Origin of the sequence: Sideroxydans lithotrophicus ES-1 (assembly GCF_000025705.1) — a bacterium.
In the GTDB taxonomy this organism is placed as follows: Bacteria; Pseudomonadota; Gammaproteobacteria; order Burkholderiales; family Gallionellaceae; genus Sideroxyarcus; species Sideroxyarcus lithotrophicus.
The window spans coordinates 1,438,017-1,456,251 of record NC_013959.1 but is presented as its reverse complement, the minus strand read 5'-3'; the positions used below and the strand labels follow the sequence as shown (position 1 = coordinate 1,456,251).

Here is an 18,235-nt window from a genome sequence, read left to right as displayed (position 1 = left end):
CTACCAGCGCGAGGCCACCAAAGTAGCGTTATGGAACAACGGGTAGCCCTGCACCGTTGAGCCGCCTATCTCGCCGAGCGAAAGTGCCCCGGCGACCTGGGAGGCATGGGTCAGCCCGGCAAACGCCTCCAGTTCGGTCGTTGCCATCTGCATCCCGAGATGCAATCTGCGTCCCGCACAATAGAACAACAACAGTTCCGAACCGGAAACATCCCCATTCAGTTTCTTCAATCCTTCGGTCAGGTTATGCAATGTCTCGACCGTGCGTACGGTAGGGGCTTTAAGCAGGGTCAGCACCGAATTGGGCGGGACTTCGCCCACGCAGAACAGCGAGCCGTCATCGGTCAACATGACCGGGATGCGCACCACCACATGGTGATTGGCGCGCACGATACCGAACGGGAAATGAACGCCATACTGATAGAAGTTCTCAGCCGTCACCTCTTCGCCGTAATGCTCGCGAACAAGCTCCTGATACACCTCGAAGGCCGGGCGCCAGTCGATCTGCGAGATGCAGTTGCCGCTGGTCGATGTCGCGTAAGAGGTATGCGGGTTGGTATGGTAACCATGCTCCAGGATCGCACCTTTGTGCCGGGTCAGCAGCAATACCAGCACGCCCTTCTCCACCAGGCGATCGCGATCGAACAGGCACGGCATGGGCTGGAAGGTCTCGCTGCCCGCATTCGCCCCTGCATAGTGGACGCGGTTCGCCAGATGCAGGTAGATGTTATCGAGCAGCGTGCCGATGTTCGGCACCATGGCATCGAACAGCATGAACAGCGTCATGTCCGGGACGTGATCGATCTGTGCGCGGATATCGTTGGCGATCTTTTCTGCCGCCAGTTCCGCCTCGGCGCTTCCCGTCGGCAGGTTGTCGTATAGCGCAAAATGGGGCATCTGCCTGAAGCACAGCAACCACACCCCGCTGGTCAGGAAATTGCCGTCCCTGACCAATGCCGGGAAGATCGCGCCGGCCAGAGGCACATTGCATCTGGAACAAACCGACTGCAACACGCCAACCTTGTCTTTTTGCGCTTCGGGAAGCAGCGCACAGATCCCCAGTTCAGGATGGACCGCCTGCAATTCCGTCAGCTTACGCTCGATGGCACTCTCTTCCACCTCGGGCAAGTAATGCATCATGCCAGTCGTGCTCATATTGCCTCCCGCTCCCATTGCTGTTTGCGACACACTGTGCCGAATCTTTACCCTGCCCCGTCGAACAGCCAGGCATCCATCGCCAGCAAGCCAAAGGTCATCACACGATTCAGGTGATGCGCATCGTCCACTTTCGAAGCGGCACCCAGTGCCACGAACAGCGGCAGCAGATGTTCATCGCTGGGATGGTTCTGCTCTGCATGCGGCGCCAGCTCGCGATATGCGCTCAGCGCATCCAGGTTTCCCTCCGCTATCCTGGCAGCGATCCAGTCACAGAATTCAGTCACCCATGCCGGCGCCGGTTCATGATCGGGATGGGTGAATACGGCTCGCAGGTTATGCGTGATCGCGCCACTCCCGACGATCAGCACGTCCTGTTCGCGCAGCGGACGCAAAGCACGACCCAGCTCAAGGTGCCATGCCGGGTCTTGCTCGGGCTGTAACGATAGCTGGGCGACGGGAATATCCGCCTGCGGGAACATGAGACTCAAGGGCACCCATGCTCCGTGATCGAGTCCATGTGAATCATCCAGCCGAACTGGAATACCCGCTTGCTGTAACAATTGCGCGGCTGACTTCGCCATCTGCGGCGCGCCAGGTGCCGGATATTGCAAGCGGTAGAGTTCTTCCGGAAAACCGCTGAAATCGTGGATGGTCTCGGGCTGCACCGCAAGGCTGAGCGTGGGGATACGCGTCTCCCAATGCGCGGAGATCGCCAGAATGGCAGAAGGTCTGGGCAATTGGGCTCCCAGTCTTTTCCAGACCGCCCCCGTCTCGCCCGGTTCAAGCGGCAGGGTCGGGGCTCCATGCGAAAGAAACAGGACAGGCATCATCATGGTGCATGATGCTAGCACGAGGAAGACGTTAAAATAACCGCATCCGATATTTTAGAGGTTGTTTTATGGAATACAGATACCTTGGCGGCAGTGATTTGAAGATCTCGGTATTGGGGCTGGGCACCATGACCTTTGGCGAGCAGAACACCGAGGCGGAGGCGCATGCCCAGCTTGACCTTGCCGTAGCGAGCGGGGTGAATTTCATCGATACCGCGGAGATGTATCCGGTCGCGCCGCGCGCCGAAACCGTGCATCGCACCGAAAGTTATATCGGCACCTGGCTAAAACACCAACAGCGGGACAAACTCATCGTTGCCACCAAGATTGCCGGCCCTGCACGCGGATTCACCTGGATACGCGGCACGCCGCGCATCAACCGCGAACACATCACCAGTGCCATCGAAGGCAGCCTGCGCAGACTGCAAACAGACTATGTCGACCTGTACCAGATCCACTGGCCAGACCGCTATGTGCCCATGTTTGGCGCGACCAGTTACGATGTGACGCAGGAGCGCGACAGCACGCCCATCGCCGAACAGCTGCAGGTACTGGCAGAATTCGTCAAAGCCGGAAAGATTCGCCACATCGGCCTCTCCAACGAGACGCCATGGGGCGTTTCAGAATTCGTTCGTTGTGCCGAACAATCGGGTTTGCCCAAGATCGTCAGTGTGCAGAACGCCTACCATTTGCTTAACCGCACTTTTGAAAGCGGCCTGGCCGAGACTTGCCACCACGCCAATGTCGGTCTGCTCGCCTATAGTCCGCTCGCATTCGGCTGGTTGACCGGCAAATACATCAACGACCCGAAAGCAAAAGGACGTATCACGCTTTTTCCCGGCTTCGGGCAACGTTACAGCAAATCCAACGTACCTCCCGCCACGACAGAATACATGCGCATCGCACGCGAAGCCGGACTCACTCCGGCGAAGATGGCGCTCGCCTTTGCCCGCACCCGATGGTTTACCAGCAGCATCCTGCTTGGCGCGACCACCCTTGATCAGCTCAAGGAGAACCTTGGCAGTGCAGAGATCACCCTATCGGCTGAGGTGCTTGAACAGATTGAATCCATTCACAAACTCTATCCGAATCCGGCACCTTGAACAGTTGGCAGCGTGATTTAAGCCATGTTCGATCAATAGCAGAGCCAAGCAAGCTAAGCTACTGAATTTAGACAGGACACAAACCACTTGAATTGGTTATCATAACGACCACGCTCATCAATAAACTTCTGGGGAGGAAGTAATGGTTAAGAAAGTTGTCGCGGTTCTACTCATCGTAGTATTGGGAGGTACCTGGCTCTATCTGGATTACATGAACAAGCAGGCGATATTGGCCGCGGAACAGTTGCACCGCGAGATGGAACAAGCCCGCGCACAGGCACTGGCAAGGGCAAAAGCAGCTGCCGAGGCCAAGGCGAAATTCGAAGAACTGGCCCTGGCAGAACTGAACGCATGCAAGGCTACCGCAGAAAAAGCAAAAGAAGATTTTCTGACCCAGAACCAGAAGCCCGTCCGCCGCAAACCCGGACAATTCACGATTCCTCAAGCCATTCAGGATGAAGCCGCCAAAACGCTGGAAGCAGCCAATGCAGCATGCCAAGCGACTTACGATACCCGTTTGAAGAATGGTTCATAGCTTTCCTGGCTAGCAGGGCAACCGAAGCCAGTCTGCGTTCGTGGCTATCTTGCCGACACTGCGCATCCTCCTCTGCATAGGCTTTCTCAGCTTGGCCGGCAACACCTGTGCAACGGAGGTCCGTGTCGGCCTCTATGAGAACGAACCCAAGATATTCACCGATGCCAATGGAGCCCCATCCGGCATATTGGTCGACCTGCTGAATACAGTCGCAGCTGAAGAGAAATGGCAGCTCAGTTATGTTCCCTGTACATGGGAAGAATGCCTGAAGGAGCTCGAGGCCGGCAGCATCGATCTGATGCCGGATGTGGCCTTTTCTCCAGAACGCGCGCTGCATTTCGATTTCCATACCACACCTGCCTTATACAGTTGGTCGCAGATATATAGCCGCAAGGGTGTAGATATCTCTTCCGTTCTTGATCTGAAAGGCAAACGCATCGCATTGCTGGCTGGCGGCATTCAGGAAAGCGCGATCACTGCGATGTTTTCCGGGTTCAACATCAAGGTACAGTTGATCAGGACCAGGTCAGTAGAAGATGCCTTCCGTCTGACGCGCTCTGGCCAGGCAGACGCTGCGGTTGCCAGCCACGACTATGGCGACTTTCATGCGCCCGATTACCAACTCAACGGAACCCCGATCATTTTTCAGCCCACTCGTTTGTTCTATGTGACCGCCAAGGGACGGCACCCGGAACTGCTGAGTGGAATCGATAAAGACCTCTCGGCCTGGAACAGGGATCCCGATTCGGCATATTTCAAGATACTGCAACGTTGGGGCGGCCGAACCCCGGCCTCCATCGTTCCTCCCGTCGTATGGAGGACACTGGGGGGTGTCAGTGGGGTGTTGCTTTTTTCCCTGCTCGGATTGCTGTTCATGCGCAAACAGATCAGGCTGAGGACACAGCAGCTTGCAGATTCAAGCAGCCAGTTGCGGGCAACACTGGATGCCATACCCGATCTGCTGTTCGAGATCGGGCTGGATGGGCATTTTTACAGCTATCACTCCTCGCGCAATGACCTGTTGACAGCTCCCGCGACAAGTTTCATCGGCAAGAAGATCGGCGATGTCCTGCCTCCGGATGCCGCAGATATCTGCATGTCGGCACTACAGGAAGCGAACATGACAGGCCGTTCGAACGGCAAGACGTACGCGCTCTCCTTGCCGCAAGGCGAATCCTGGTTCGAACTCTCCATCTCAAAAAAACAGGACGCCAAGAATCAGGCACCCCGCTTCATCGTCCTTGTTCGCGACGTCACCCAACGCAAGGTAAACGAAACCCATATCCTGAGACTTACCAAACTCTACGCAGCATTGAGCCAATGCAATCAGGCCATCGTACGTTGCTCCAACAAGACCGAACTTTTCCCCATCATCTGCCGCGATGCGGTCAATTTCGGCGGCATGAAGATGGCCTGGATCGGCATCCTGGATCAAGTGACCGGACTGGTCGAACCGGTTGCTTCATATGGAGCCGGCACTGAATATCTGGACAATTTGCACGTTTCGATCGATGGTCATGAACCAGGAGGCAGCGGTCCTACCGGCATCGCGCTACGCGAAGACAGGCCATTCTGGTGCCAGGACTTTGCCAACGATCCGGTCACCGCCGTCTGGCATGAACGGGCTGCAGAATATGGCTGGGGTGCATCCGCATCCATTCCCCTGCATTGCCATGGCATCGTCGTCGGCACATTGACCCTGTATGCCGAAGAAAAGAATGCATTCGACGAACCCGCACGCAACCTTCTGCTCGAAATGGCGATGGATATCAGCTTCGCGCTGGAACGCTTTGACGCCGAAACGGAACGCAAAAAGATGTCCGAGACTTTGCTCAAATTATCGTTGGCAGTTGAGCAAAGCCCGAACAGCATCGTCATCACCGATCTGGATGCCAATATCGAATACGCCAATTCGAATTTCACCAAGGTGACCGGCTACAGTCTGGACGAAGTACTCGGCAAGAATCCGCGCTTCATGCAGTCAGGCAAGACGCCCAAAGCCACTTACGAGGACATGTGGGCACATCTGACGCGCGGCGAACCATGGAAGGGCGAGCTGTTCAACCGCCGCAAGGATGGCACTGAATACATAGAGTCCGTCCTCATATCCCCGGTAAGCCAAGTCGATGGTCGGGTGATGAACTACCTTGCCATCAAGGAAGACATCACCGAGAAAAGACTCACGGAGGAGCGCATCGAGAAACTGGAACATTTCGACCATCTCACCGGCCTGCCCAACCGTACCCAGCTCAACGAACGTTTCAAGTACGCACTCAGCCTGGCCCAGCGCAGCGGCGAACAGATGACCGTGATGTTCCTGGATCTCGATCACTTCAAGGACATCAACGACACGCTGGGACATTCCATCGGCGACCAGCTGCTGATGGATGTGGCAAAGCGGCTCAAGGAAACCTTGCGCGACGAAGATACCGTGTCGCGCCAGGGGGGCGATGAGTTCATCCTGATCCTGCCTGGCACCGACGAGAATGGCGCCGCACATGTCGCAGCAAAGCTGATGGAAGCCGTCTCCCAGGCATTCCAGTTCGAACAGCATGAACTTGTCGCCACCTGTTCGATCGGCATTGCCATCTATCCGCATGATGGGGAAAACTTCGAGACGCTCTCAAAGAACGCAGATACCGCGATGTATCGCGTCAAACACGATGGCAGGAACGGTTTTTGTTTCTTCACCTCCGAGATGCAGGCGCATTCAGCCCGCACCCTGCAACTGGGCAATGCACTGCGCCATGCACTGACACGCGGCCAGTTGCATCTGCACTATCAGCCCCAGATATCCACCCAGGACGGGCATGTCGTTGGTGCGGAAGCGTTGCTGCGCTGGCAGCATCCGGAGTTGGGTTCCATCTCTCCCGCTGAGTTCATACCGATCGCAGAGGACAATGGCCAGATCATACCGATCGGGGAATGGGTGCTGCGTACTGCGATCAAACAGTTGAAAGACTGGATGGACAGCGGGTTGCCGCCGATGATCATGGCGGTGAACCTTTCCGCGGCCCAATTCCGCCAATCCAACCTGATGGAACTGGTCACCAGCATCCTGGACGAATCGAAAGTGCCGCACAGATACCTTGAACTGGAACTGACCGAAGCGGTAGCCATGGATGATCCGCAGTTGGCCATTGGAGTGATGGATAAGCTCCATACCGGCGGCATCAAGATGTCCATAGACGATTTCGGCACCGGTTACTCTTCGCTGAGCTATTTGAAGCGCTTCAAGGTGTACAAGCTGAAGATAGACCAATCCTTTGTGCACGACATCACCGACGATCCAGATGATAAAGCGATCGTCGCCGCCATCATCAACATGGCCAGCAGCCTTGGCATGCAGACCATCGCGGAGGGGGTCGAGACTGCCGGGCAGCTGTCATTCCTGCGCCTGCAGGGATGCAATGAAGTCCAGGGGTATTACTTCAGCAAGCCGCTGCCCGCCGAACAGTTCGTCTCATACCTGCAGAAACAGGGGCAATAGCCGCTATCCTGAATGGGGCTCACCCAGGGTGACTCCGCGAGTGCGATGCGGCAATTCCAGATAATGGCGTGTCTGCATCTCGGTCAGCCGACTGAAAATACGCTGCGATTCGCTGTCATTCCGCCCTGCTTCATATAATTCATCCAGGGCCGTTTCAAACGAAGCGACCAACTTGACATGATTGTCGTACAGTACGTCGATCAGCCAGGTGAAACGCCTGGCTTCCGCTGCATTTTCGGCCGACATTCCGGGTATGTCTGAAACGAAGACCGTCGGAAAGCGATGGGCAAGCTCCAGGTAATCGGACTGATCATGATATCCACCGCACAACTCCCTGAAATCGAACCAGACCACCTCGCGCGCCACGAACCTGACCGGGATTCGTTTCTGTCCGATTTCAACGAAGCCAACTTCGCTATGCATGCCGGCAGTGAGCCGCTGGAACAGGGATCTCATCTGTTCTTCTGTCTTCGCATCTCCGGAAACCATGAACAGCGGGTCGCGCACCATCTGCAACATGCGGAAATCGGTGTCGCTGTCGAGATGCAGCACTTTCAGTTCGCGTTTGAGCAACGCAATGGCAGGCAGGAAATTCTGCCGTTGCAAGCCATGGGGATACAAGTCGTCAGGCTGATAGTTCGACGTGGTGAGCAGCACCACTCCCCGCTCCAGCAACGCACCCAGCAAACGTCCGAGTATCATCGCATCGGCGATGTCATCCACATGGAACTCATCAAGGCACAGCAGGCGGGTGGAGCGTTCTATCTTGTCGGCCAGCGCCATCAGGGGATCGCTCTCGTGTGCAAGCTGCTTCATCTCGTGATGCACTTCGACCATGAAATTGTGGAAGTGGATGCGGCGCTTGCGGCGGTATGGAAGGCAGTGATAGAAGCCATCCATCAGGAAAGTCTTGCCGCGCCCCACCCCGCCCCAGATGTACAGACCTTTGGGCACTTGCGGACTGCGCAGGCTGCGCCCAAGGAATTGATTGCGCCTGTTCTTGAATTCGACCAGTTGCCGCCAAAGCTTTTCAAGCTCTTCGATGGCAGCGATCTGGCGAGTATCGCAGACAAAACCGGCTCTCTCGCACGCGGCCTGATACCAGGCTTTCGGACTGATGCCAGCCTCGCCAGTCGGTTGCCGCATCAGGCGACGACCTCGTTGAATTCCAGCGCATTCTGGTCAGGGTCGCGGCAGAACAAGGCACGGCGTCCTGACTGGCTACTGGTATAGGCGATGCCGGCCGCATCCAGTCTGTTCTTCAACTGCGTGAAGTCATTCACGGCCAATGCCACATGCCGGTCGCGCCCGCCGTGTGGCGGTCGTTGCAAACCGGCCTCGGGGTCGGGCAACACCATCAGATGTATCTGTTGCCCAGGCCCAACGTCGTACCACGCACCCTCGAAGCTCATCTGTGGACGACCGGGATTGGGATGCAAGCCAAGCACACCCTCGTAAAAGGCGCGCGACCTGACAAGGTCGCTGGTCAGAAACGTTGCGTGTTGAATGCCTGCGATCATCAGACTTTGACAGGAATCACTTTGCTGGCAGCCAGCTTGGCGCGTGTCCTGGCCTCATCGGTGTCCTTGCCGTTTGCCAATGCCACGCCCATGCGGCGTTTCTTGAAGGCTTCGGGCTTGCCGAACAAGCGGATGTCCGATTCGGGCACGCGCAAGGCCTCTGCTACACCGGCAAAGGCGATGCCCCTCTCATCCATCTGACCGTAGATCACGGCACTCGCGCCGGGAGCGCGCAAAGTCGTATCCACCGGCAATCCGAGGATGGCGCGGGCATGCAGCTCGAATTCGTTGAAGCGCTGGGTGCACATGGTCACCATGCCGGTATCGTGCGGGCGCGGACTGACTTCGCTGAACCATACCTGGTCGCCTTTCACAAACAACTCTACGCCGAAGATACCCAAACCGCCCAGTTCTTCGGTGACTTTCTTGGCAATGTCGCGCGAACGCTGCAGTGCCAATGACGACATCGCCATCGGCTGCCAGCTTTCGACGTAATCGCCATGCACCTGCACATGTCCGATAGGGTCGCAGAAATGCGTCTCGGTCCCGCCGTTTTCTCTGATCGCGCGCACGGTGAGCTGGGTGATCTCGTAATCGAAATCGATGAACCCCTCGACGATGACCCTGCCCTGGTTCACGCGCGAACCGCTGGCGGCATAATCCCATGCCGCTTTCACTTCGGATGCATCATCCACCTTCGATTGTCCCTTGCCGGAGGACGACATCACCGGCTTGATGATGCATGGATAGCCGATCACTTCAGTGGCCGCGCGGAGATCCTCCAGACTGTCTGCAAACTTGTACGGAGAGGTCGGCAACTGCAGCGTCTCGGCTGCGAGGCGGCGGATACCCTCGCGGTTCATGGTGAGCTGTGCGGCACGTGCAGTCGGGATGACACGGACCACGCCCTCTTTCTCGATCTGTACCAGCATCTCGGTAGCGATCGCCTCGATCTCCGGCACGATGACATCGGGCTTTTCTTTCTCGATCAAGGCACGCAAGGCCGCACCGTCCGCCATGTTGATCACGTGGGCACGGTGCGCCACCTGATGCCCCGGCGCGTTTTCATAGCGATCGACCGCAATCACTTCAACGCCCAGGCGCTGCAGTGCGATGATGACCTCCTTGCCGAGTTCGCCGCTACCGAGCAGCATGACTTTGGTGGCGGAAGATGAAAGTGGCGTGCCGATAGTGAGCTTTTTCACAGGTGTCAGACCTTGAAGTTGGAATACATAAAATTATACATAAGGAGAATAAAACGGCACCGGCCAAGCTTGCTGCTGCACCTGATTCGTCCTGATGACATTCAGATCACCAGTGCAGTTCGACACTGGAGAGCGTGCCGGCGGCTCCATCACCACCGACCACCAGGACACTGCCTGCATCCGGTCCAGTGCTAAGCAGAGTATCGGTAAATACTGCTCGCCCGAATTGGAGATTGGCTGTTCCGCTCCATGTTCCCGTAGCCGGATCGTACAATTCCGCACTTGAAAGATTTGGATCACTGGCATTCCTTCCACCCAGAACCAAAACCTTTCCGGCATTCGGAGGACTAGTCATCAGCGTGGCTGTGTGACCAAAGCGTGCTGTGGCAAGGCCACCGGTTGTTACCCATGAACCTGCAGCAACAACCCCGGATGCAAAGGGATAATACAGCTCGGCACTAGCTAAGGGGTAACCCGCCGGATCGATTCCGCCGGCCACCAGTACTCTGCCATCGTTAAGCAAGGTAGCACTGTGCAAATAGCGCCCGGTTACAAGATTGCCTGTCGCAACCACAGCCGATCCCGCCGCCGGCCCGAACAGCTCTGCCGTGTTCAGCACAGCAGGAGTCGTAGAATCGAATCCTCCTGCCACCAGTACTCTGCCATCGTTAAGCAAAGTGGCCGTATGTGAATAACGCGGGGAAATATCGGCAACCGCCGAGGCTGCCGATGAAGGATTCGCTGGATCGTAGATATCGGCGGTACTGGAGATGCTCCCGCCGACCACCAGCACCAGTTCCTTGCCGCCATTTGCCGAAGTGTTTGCCGCTTTGTTGAGCAGGGTAGCCGTGTGATATGAGCGGGGCGTGCTCAGGATATTTGGGTAGGATGTCCATGCAGTCAGGACTGGAGCCGCTGGGTTATACAACTCGACACTGCTAAGGTCGTTGAGCCCATCTCCTCCTCCGATCAGCAGCACTTCATTACCGGCAGTAAGCGCGGGATTGAGCAAAGTGGCGGTATGGTCACGCCGAGCAACGCCCATGTTTCCGGCCGACGTCCATGTTCCCGTGTTCGTCGTCGCGCCTGGAGTGTATAACTCGGCGCTGGCGAGAGCCACCGTGTTGTACCCCCCCGCCACCAGCACGGTCCCATCGCGCAAAAGCGTTGCCGTGTGGTCGTAGCGCGGGGTAATGAGTCCGTTCGATGAGCTTGAACCGGCGAGCGTGACCGTGAGAAGGGCCAGAGGTGAAGTTATCCCACTCAGGGTAGCGGAGATGTGTGCGGTAGAAGTGACAAGCACACTTGCTCCCACTGTGACCAAGCCGGTCGATCCTACGGTTGCCACAGCCAAGTTGTCAGATTTCCATGTGACGCTCGAAGTGAGGTCGGCAGTCGATCCGTTCGAATAGGATCCTGTAGCTCTCAGGTTAAGACTTGTACCGGCTCCAATAAATATCGGATCAGGGCTTATGGCAATGTTGCGCAAGGCGACAGGCGGAGCCGATCCTCCCCCACCGCCACATCCTGCCAGCAGCAGTGCAATGCCAAGACCGGATACAAAAAAGGTTCTGATAGTCTGGCAACCTGGTTTGAACAGACGTTCCACCATGGAATCGAAGTGCTGCAGGATGCTTCGGCAAAAGACAATATGGCTGCAACTCGAGGCATGCAGCGATGCGCAGTAGTTGCCAATATTCATTGAGCGACGCGGACGGATTTGAATGCCAAAAATTATACACATAAGAGTAAGATAACTATGTCAATCCAACCAGACGGGAGCAAAAACCATGACGAACGTGATCGAATTGTTGGGCAGCGAAGCGGAACATCTTCTTAAGCATCGTTGTGCAGGCATCCCCAAGGAATCGCTGCACTTGCCGGGACCGGATTTCGTGGATCGGGTCGTCTCGATAAAGGATCGCAAGACCGGCGTCCTGCGCAGTCTGCAGGAACTTTACGGGCATGGCCGCCTGGCCAACACCGGCTACCTGTCCCTGCTGCCTGTGGATCAGGGAGTGGAACATTCCGGCGGTGCCTCCTTCGCACCCAATCCCATGTATTTCGACCCCGAGAACATCGTCAAACTCGCTATCGAGGGTGGATGCAACGGTGTCGCTTCCACGCTGGGAGTTCTGGGTTCGGTCGCCCGCCGTTACGCTCACAAGATCCCTTTCATCGTGAAGATCAACCATAATGAAATGCTTACTTATCCCAACATCTACGACCAGACCCTATTTGCCAGCGTAGATCAAGCGTTCGACATGGGGGCGGTGGCAGTAGGTGCAACCATATTCTATGGCTCCGAACATTCGCGCCGGCAGATACAGGAGATATCAGATGCCTTCGAGCATGCGCATGAGCTCGGCATGGCCACCATCCTGTGGGCCTATCTGCGCAACCCGGCGTTCAAGACTGCGGACAAGGACTACCATGTCTCCGCCGACCTGACCGGACAAGCCAACCACCTTGCCGTGACCATCAACGCAGACATCGTGAAACAGAAGATGGCCGAGAACAACGGCGGCTATAACGCCATCAAGTTCGGCAAGACCAGCCCCAAGGTCTATAGCGAATTAACCACGGACCATCCCATCGATCTGGTGCGCTACCAAGTGGCGAACTGCTACATGGGTAGAGTCGGCTTGATCAACTCCGGCGGAGAGTCCGGCAAGGACGACCTGCATCAAGCGGTGCGCACTGCGGTGATCAACAAGCGCGCCGGCGGCATGGGGCTGATATCGGGCCGCAAGGCGTTCCAGAAACCGATGCAGGATGGCGTCAATCTGCTCAATGCGATCCAGGACGTGTATCTGGATAAAACCGTGTCGGTAGCATAGGCACAAACAGATCATGCAGTTCATGGCGTAGCTTTCGTCAGAAATTCAGACGGAAGCCGAATGAAACGAACTCCCTAAGCGACGTCGTTGAAGTCTGCAATGAGCTGGATGAAGACTTGGTCCAGCTCAATCCCAATTGGCCGTCAGTAGACAGATTGTTTCTCACCTGGTACGACAATCTTGCCGTGGGGGAGATTGCGTTCGCCTTGCCGCCCGTGCTATCCGACTGGAAGCTGAGTGCGCATGTTGAATCCAGCGTCCATTTCTCTTTGAGGTCGGAATGGTTGCTGAATTGGAATGCTTCAGCTTGCGACAATTGGCCCTTGGTATAACTCAGGCTGAAGTTGGTCACATCATGCGGCTGTATGACACCCAGACCGGTTGCCCTTTCGGAGATCGTCCAGGTGTTGCCCGTTGAAGGCGTAGCCGGTACACATCCTTCCGTAGCTGTACATACCCCGAACGCATCTGGCACACCGCCACTGGCGGCAAGACCATCGGTCTTTGCAATGGAAAAATCCGTGCCGATGCTCCACTTCTCATCAAGGTGGTTGGTCATGCCTACCGAGGCCATGCTTGCCATCGTCGTACGCTGATTGGCCAGCAATACCAAATCGCTCGTGGTCCAACCATTCTGTATGAGGACAGACAACGGAATGGCTGTGCCATTAATGGCGTTCCTGATGTCCAGGATCGGGCTCCTGCGCCGATCGATCAGGAAGTTGTAGTCGTTCCCTGTTCCGCCCCCATTCATGGTCCCCTGCACAGTGACCATGTTCAGTGCCTTGAACTGGATGTCGTAATCCAGCATGGACATAAGGGTGAAGCGTTGGTCAAAGTATCGCAGGTTGCCGCCCGCGGCTCTTCTATCGGTGATACCGCTGACTGTCTGGTTGATGAAATATACCGAGCCACCGAGCGGTTTTCTGACGCCGAAGTCGAGGCTGACGCCAGCAAACTTTGGTTTTGCATCGATGGTGGCATCGGACAACTGTCCGGTCACTATGTTCGCGCGCCAATCCTGGGCGAATCCATATCCCGCTGCGATGCCGTCGAAACGCCCCATCACACCGCCACCAAAGCCGGACTGTCGCCCGATCTTGAACGAATAATCGACGATGCGGTCTTTCACTTCGTAATAGGCCGCTCCTAACCTGTTGCTGTTCTGCTGGTTCTGGAGAAAGTTGGCCGAATAGAAATCCTGGAATACCAGACGATTGTCATATTCGTTGTTGTATGCACGGGCAGTGGCGCTGACATTGGTGATCAGGGATTTCTGATCGGTAGTTGAAAAGGATGTCGGCGTCTGCACGGTGCCCGGAGTCGCAGTGGTATTTGTCTGAGTGGCCCCCGTGTAGAAATACATGGACAGGCTGCCAAACTCGGAATATTGCATCTCGGTATTTTGTATTCGGGCCGGGGTTGGCGCCACCACCGGCCTCTCAAGATTTGCAAATACCGCAGGAACGGACTTCTTGAGTATGGCAAGCCGATTCTTGACCCATGCTTCCGATTTACCCTTCGGATAGAGCCTCAAATACGACTGGTACTCAAGGATGGCTTTGTCCAGAAGGCCAGTCCTTTCCTTTGCTATCCCTATCCACAGCTGGGCATCTTCCGTGTAAGTGTTGGGCGGTAGCGTGAGTACCTTATTGAACGATTCAATGGCGGCAAATGATTGGCCTGTCAGCAGCGCATTTCCGCCATTTTCCATCAACACAGCCGCCTCATTGTTTGCTTTCACGACCTGTGCGGCCAGTGCGGCAGCTTTGTCAGATGGAGCTGCGCCAGCCGGCTGTGCGAACTGCTCAATTTCCGGGAAAGGAGGAAGCCCGTCTTTTCCGCCGAGAGGAATACGGATACGTTTTGCCTTGGTCGGTGCCAGCATGACATGCGGCTTGGTTACCTCGCCTGCAGGCGCAACTGAAGTCATCGCGATTGAAGCGGAAGCTGGTGCTGGTGCTGGTGCTGGTGCTGGTGCTGGTGCTGGTGTTACTGCAACAGTGGGTGTAGATGCAGCAGGAGTCTTGGGAATCGTTGGCAAGGCAGTAATCGGGGGAGCCAAGACCGGCGCAATCATATTTGCCGGTTGCCCTGTTACAGTTTTGCTTTCATTCTTTTGTTGGGTTATCTCCGGTCTGATTCGAATCAACAGGACCTGGTTGTTGCTGCCCATGGTTACGGCGAATTCGGCAGGACGATAGAACTTGATCTGAACCTTGGGTCCGGTACCGCGATCACGTGTTGTTACAGTGATCTCCTGGACCAAATTAGAAGGAGGAGTCCTGTGTGACTCATAATCTTGCCATATGTCTGGCGGAACACTTCCAAGGATATTGAAGTAAATCGAAGTATAAGGAGATTTACCCCGAGGGAAATGTCTCAGATACTGAATCGGATAAGCAAACTTCATGACGGCGACTACATCCCCATTAGACTCTGGATGCAAGACGATATCGTCGACCAGTTCGTCTGCGAATGCACTGGACGATAAGAATACCAATTGTAGTAAAACAATGAGTGAAAAAATCAAGCGATAGCATTTGGTTGAACTCATATTCTCATGCTCGATTTTTGAAGAGGTAACCAAGCCTACCTCCAAGAGGTAGGCTTTTATGATGAACATTCATTCTAACGAATTAGTTCCAGGAAGAATATGCGGTACCTTTTCTACCAAGTGGTTTATGGCAACTTGAAGATGAGCAGTCTTTGGAGGTACTGGCGCCATTGTGGCTGATCTTCTGGGCCGTCGACAAATAGGTAACACCTTTCAGGTGGCAGGTCACACAGTAATTAGGAGCTCCCCCCTGTGCATTATTATGATTCATATGCTCGCCAGTTTTCCAGTCACCCGCTCCTGATGCAATTGTGATGGTCGTGGAATGGCAACTGGTACAGTCGGTGTTGGCCGCGGTGTTGATGATGGCTGTCGGAATGTGATTGGAGACTTTGGCCAATGCACCGAATATGCCTTGTCCTATATAGGAACCGTTATGGCAGCTGTCGCATCGCCCGGTGACTGCGGAATGTTTCATTCCGTATCTTGAAACCCCATTCACTGTTATCGAGGAAATGGCTGCCGTACTGAAGTTGATCGACCCTGATCCATCATATACGGAGTGGCATTGGTCACAACTTGCCGCCCCGACAGGAATATGCCCGAGGGAGAGCCCTGTCGCCTGTGCCCCATTGTGACAGGTGCTGCAGGAGCCTGCCGTATTGTACGGTGCGGTATTGTGCACTACCCCCGCAGCCATCCCGAACGATGAACAGGACGGGCACCCCACCAGTACAGATGTCGTATGGCAAGTCATGCAGTCCGAAGCACCGATCGCAGGGTGTGGCGTAGGTGCGGAACTTGTGCCGGTTGCAGTCACCCCATTATGACAAGACGAACAGGTTGGTGACGGAGGCATGGTAGGTGGCCAAGTTGCGTACGTACCTGGAGAGTGGGTAAAACCGGCTCCAAGGAACGTGGTGTAAGACGAGGTATTTGCTGCGGTGTGGCATACCACGCAATCTGCTGTTGTCGCAACGTGATTGAAGCTGCCCGTGTACGCTTTTGAATAGGCGGGAGTCGCCTGTGTTGTGACATAGGCACCGGAATGACAGGTCGAGCATAAGCCCGCGGGTGGATTGCCCAACGCATTCTGATGGAACACCACATTCAGGAATGTCGGAGTAGCGGTGCCTGGCAACCCGGTTATTGCATTGGTATGGCACTTATCGCATGCATTGCCCGAAGACTGCGGAATGTGAATTGCCGGATTGATCGACACCACACCCGGATATTGACTCTGGTGGCAAGCCCCGCAAGACCCGGCTGCAACAGCTGCATGGCTGAAAGTTGCACCCAGGAACGTGGAGCAAAGTCCAGTTGTGCCACAACCAGTATTGGCGGGCGTGTGGCAAGTGATGCAATCCGCTCCGTTTACCGGAATATGCCCTGCATTCATGCCAAGCGCGGTGGTACCGTTATGGCACGAACTGCATAGCGGCGAAGCGGGAGCTCCCACCGGGAAAGTCGTATAAGCCGCGACGCCTGCTGCCGCATTGGTGTGATCGTATTGCACACCGTAAAAAGAAACGCAATTCGGACAACCTGTAGTGGCGTTGGTATGACAGGTGATGCAATCCCCTGTCGTCGGCACATGGGTTGTCTTCTTGCCCGTCGCAGTGGCTCCGTTATGGCATGAACCGCAAAGCGGCGAGGCAGGTGCCGCTGCCGGGAAAGCATTGTTATAGGTCACATTGTGATCAAAACTGGCCCCCAGGAATGTGGTGTAACTGATCGTATTCGTTGCGGTGTGACACATCACGCAATCTGCTGTCGTCACCAAGTGTCCAGTGTTCTTGCCCAGCGCGTTTTCCGATGCATATCCACCGTTATGGCAGGTCGAGCACAAGCCGGTAGGGGGATTGCCGGACGGTGTCAGGTGGAATTTCGCACCGAGAAAAGTTGTGAAACTTGATGTCGTATTGGCTGGCGTTCCTGCCGCATCGGTGTGGCATGTGCTGCAATCTGCAGAAGTCGGAATGTGGGTTGCGCCTTTGGTTTGGGCATTTTGTGAAATATAGCTGCCACTATGGCAAGTCGTACAGGTACCCGCTGCGGCGGCCGTGCTTCCATAGGTGCTGGTATGGAACGCTGCGCCAAGGAACGTAGGCGTTGGTTGGGTCACTGGATCAGCATGGCAACTTGTGCAGGTAGAACCCGCCGGCAAAGGAATGTGAGTTGAGTAATTAATGGAAACTACTCCAGACAACTGCCCCGGCAAATGACAGGTAGTACATACAGAACCGGGGGTATGCCCAAAAGTCGCCCCCAGGAATGTAACGTAATTCTGATGGCAGGCGTTGCAATCACTTCCCGCAGCTATCGTCATGTGATTCGAGGGATAAGCCACGACGTTGGGATAAGTGGCCGAGCCTGCTTGCGGCCCACCATGACATGTATAACAGTTGCCGATAAATCCATTTGCCAGATGATCGACCTGGTAGCTGAGGAAAGTGCTGGTGTTCTTGTGGCAATATTCACAAGGCGCCATAGTCGGGAAGTGTGTTGCAGGCTTGCTCACCACTCCAAGTGACTGGCCGTTGTGACAAGTCGAGCAGTTGCCCGTAATGCCCACATGTTGGTAGCTCTTTACCAGGAAATTAGCGGTGCTTGTGTGGCATGTATCGCAAGCGTTGTTATTGATGTTTGAAATTGGCACATGATTGATCGGCCTGGGGGTGGCAGCGACACGCGTTCCAGCAGAGTGGCAGCCGGCACAATCTTTCGGGGTGTTCTTGAAAATGCCATCGACGTGGCATTGTTCGCACTTCAGAGTCGCGTGAACATCCTTGAGGATGAATCCCGTTTTGGAATGGTCAAACGAATTTTTTGCTTTTGCCGCCGGAGCGGCTTGGGCAAAGGGAGAGAATCCGATTGTCAGTAGCAGCAACATCGCCGCCGCCTTTAAGAAATTACTATAAATCACTATTGGCAATTTCATATAGACACCCCGCTGTCCTGCCTTTTATTTTAATCGAGAGTTATCGCCAAGCTACT

The 18,235-nt window shown here is 55.4% G+C and carries 12 protein-coding genes; 4 read left to right on the top strand and 8 right to left on the bottom strand.

Annotated features, from left to right (window positions below; genetic code table 11):
• Positions 1 to 1,155 (bottom strand): FIST signal transduction protein, encoded by a 1,155-nt coding sequence (locus tag SLIT_RS07245; RefSeq protein WP_013029594.1) that lies wholly within the window; start codon positions 1,153 to 1,155, stop codon positions 1 to 3.
• Between the two features lie 47 nt (positions 1,156 to 1,202).
• The gene (locus SLIT_RS07240) at positions 1,203 to 1,991 is read right to left on the bottom strand and encodes a DODA-type extradiol aromatic ring-opening family dioxygenase (protein ID WP_013029593.1); all 789 of its coding nucleotides are present in this window, start codon (positions 1,989 to 1,991) and stop codon (positions 1,203 to 1,205) included.
• A 65-nt stretch (positions 1,992 to 2,056) separates the two neighbouring features.
• Here SLIT_RS07240 and SLIT_RS07235 point away from each other — a divergent pair, with 65 nt between their 5' ends.
• The 3 genes from SLIT_RS07235 to SLIT_RS07225 all read left to right on the top strand — a co-directional run bounded on the left by SLIT_RS07235 (position 2,057) and on the right by SLIT_RS07225 (position 7,116).
• Positions 2,057 to 3,091, top strand: coding sequence for an NADP(H)-dependent aldo-keto reductase (locus SLIT_RS07235; protein WP_013029592.1), 1,035 nt, complete (start codon positions 2,057 to 2,059; stop codon positions 3,089 to 3,091).
• Between the two features lie 142 nt (positions 3,092 to 3,233).
• Complete coding sequence (locus SLIT_RS07230; RefSeq protein WP_013029591.1) at positions 3,234 to 3,626, top strand: hypothetical protein; 393 nt, start codon at positions 3,234 to 3,236, stop codon at positions 3,624 to 3,626.
• Positions 3,627 to 3,717: 91 nt separating this feature from the next.
• The gene (locus tag SLIT_RS07225; protein ID WP_190272154.1) at positions 3,718 to 7,116 is read left to right on the top strand and encodes an EAL domain-containing protein; all 3,399 of its coding nucleotides are present in this window, start codon (positions 3,718 to 3,720) and stop codon (positions 7,114 to 7,116) included.
• 3 nt (positions 7,117 to 7,119) lie between these two features.
• Here the strand turns inward: SLIT_RS07225 and zapE are convergent, their stop codons facing one another.
• The 4 genes from zapE to SLIT_RS15565 form a co-directional block, all read right to left on the bottom strand.
• Positions 7,120 to 8,262 carry a cell division protein ZapE gene (gene zapE / locus SLIT_RS07220; protein WP_013029589.1) on the bottom strand — a complete coding sequence of 381 codons (1,143 nt, stop codon included), beginning with the start codon at positions 8,260 to 8,262 and terminating at the stop codon, positions 7,120 to 7,122.
• On the bottom strand, positions 8,262 to 8,636 hold the full coding sequence (locus SLIT_RS07215) for a VOC family protein (RefSeq protein WP_013029588.1): 375 nt from the start codon (positions 8,634 to 8,636) through the stop codon (positions 8,262 to 8,264). Before SLIT_RS07215 ends, zapE begins: the two co-directional genes overlap by 1 nt.
• Entirely contained in the window at positions 8,636 to 9,790 is a 1,155-nt protein-coding gene (gene purT / locus SLIT_RS07210; RefSeq protein ID WP_398349082.1) for a formate-dependent phosphoribosylglycinamide formyltransferase, read from the bottom strand. Before purT ends, SLIT_RS07215 begins: the two co-directional genes overlap by 1 nt.
• A gap of 157 nt (positions 9,791 to 9,947) precedes the next feature.
• A complete protein-coding gene (locus SLIT_RS15565) occupies positions 9,948 to 11,543 on the bottom strand; it encodes an Ig-like domain-containing protein (protein WP_013029586.1) in 1,596 nt (531 codons plus the stop codon).
• 88 nt (positions 11,544 to 11,631) lie between these two features.
• Between SLIT_RS15565 and SLIT_RS07200 the strand changes: the two genes are divergently transcribed.
• The gene (locus tag SLIT_RS07200; protein ID WP_013029585.1) at positions 11,632 to 12,681 is read left to right on the top strand and encodes a class I fructose-bisphosphate aldolase; all 1,050 of its coding nucleotides are present in this window, start codon (positions 11,632 to 11,634) and stop codon (positions 12,679 to 12,681) included.
• Positions 12,682 to 12,718: 37 nt separating this feature from the next.
• Here SLIT_RS07200 and SLIT_RS16085 read toward each other — a convergent pair whose 3' ends face one another.
• Both SLIT_RS16085 and SLIT_RS15845 read right to left on the bottom strand, forming a co-directional pair.
• Complete coding sequence (locus SLIT_RS16085; protein ID WP_013029584.1) at positions 12,719 to 15,307, bottom strand: tetratricopeptide repeat protein; 2,589 nt, start codon at positions 15,305 to 15,307, stop codon at positions 12,719 to 12,721.
• Positions 15,308 to 15,320: 13 nt separating this feature from the next.
• Positions 15,321 to 18,179 (bottom strand): cytochrome c3 family protein, encoded by a 2,859-nt coding sequence (locus SLIT_RS15845; RefSeq protein ID WP_150102966.1) that lies wholly within the window; start codon positions 18,177 to 18,179, stop codon positions 15,321 to 15,323.
• Positions 18,180 to 18,235: the final 56 nt, after the last annotated feature.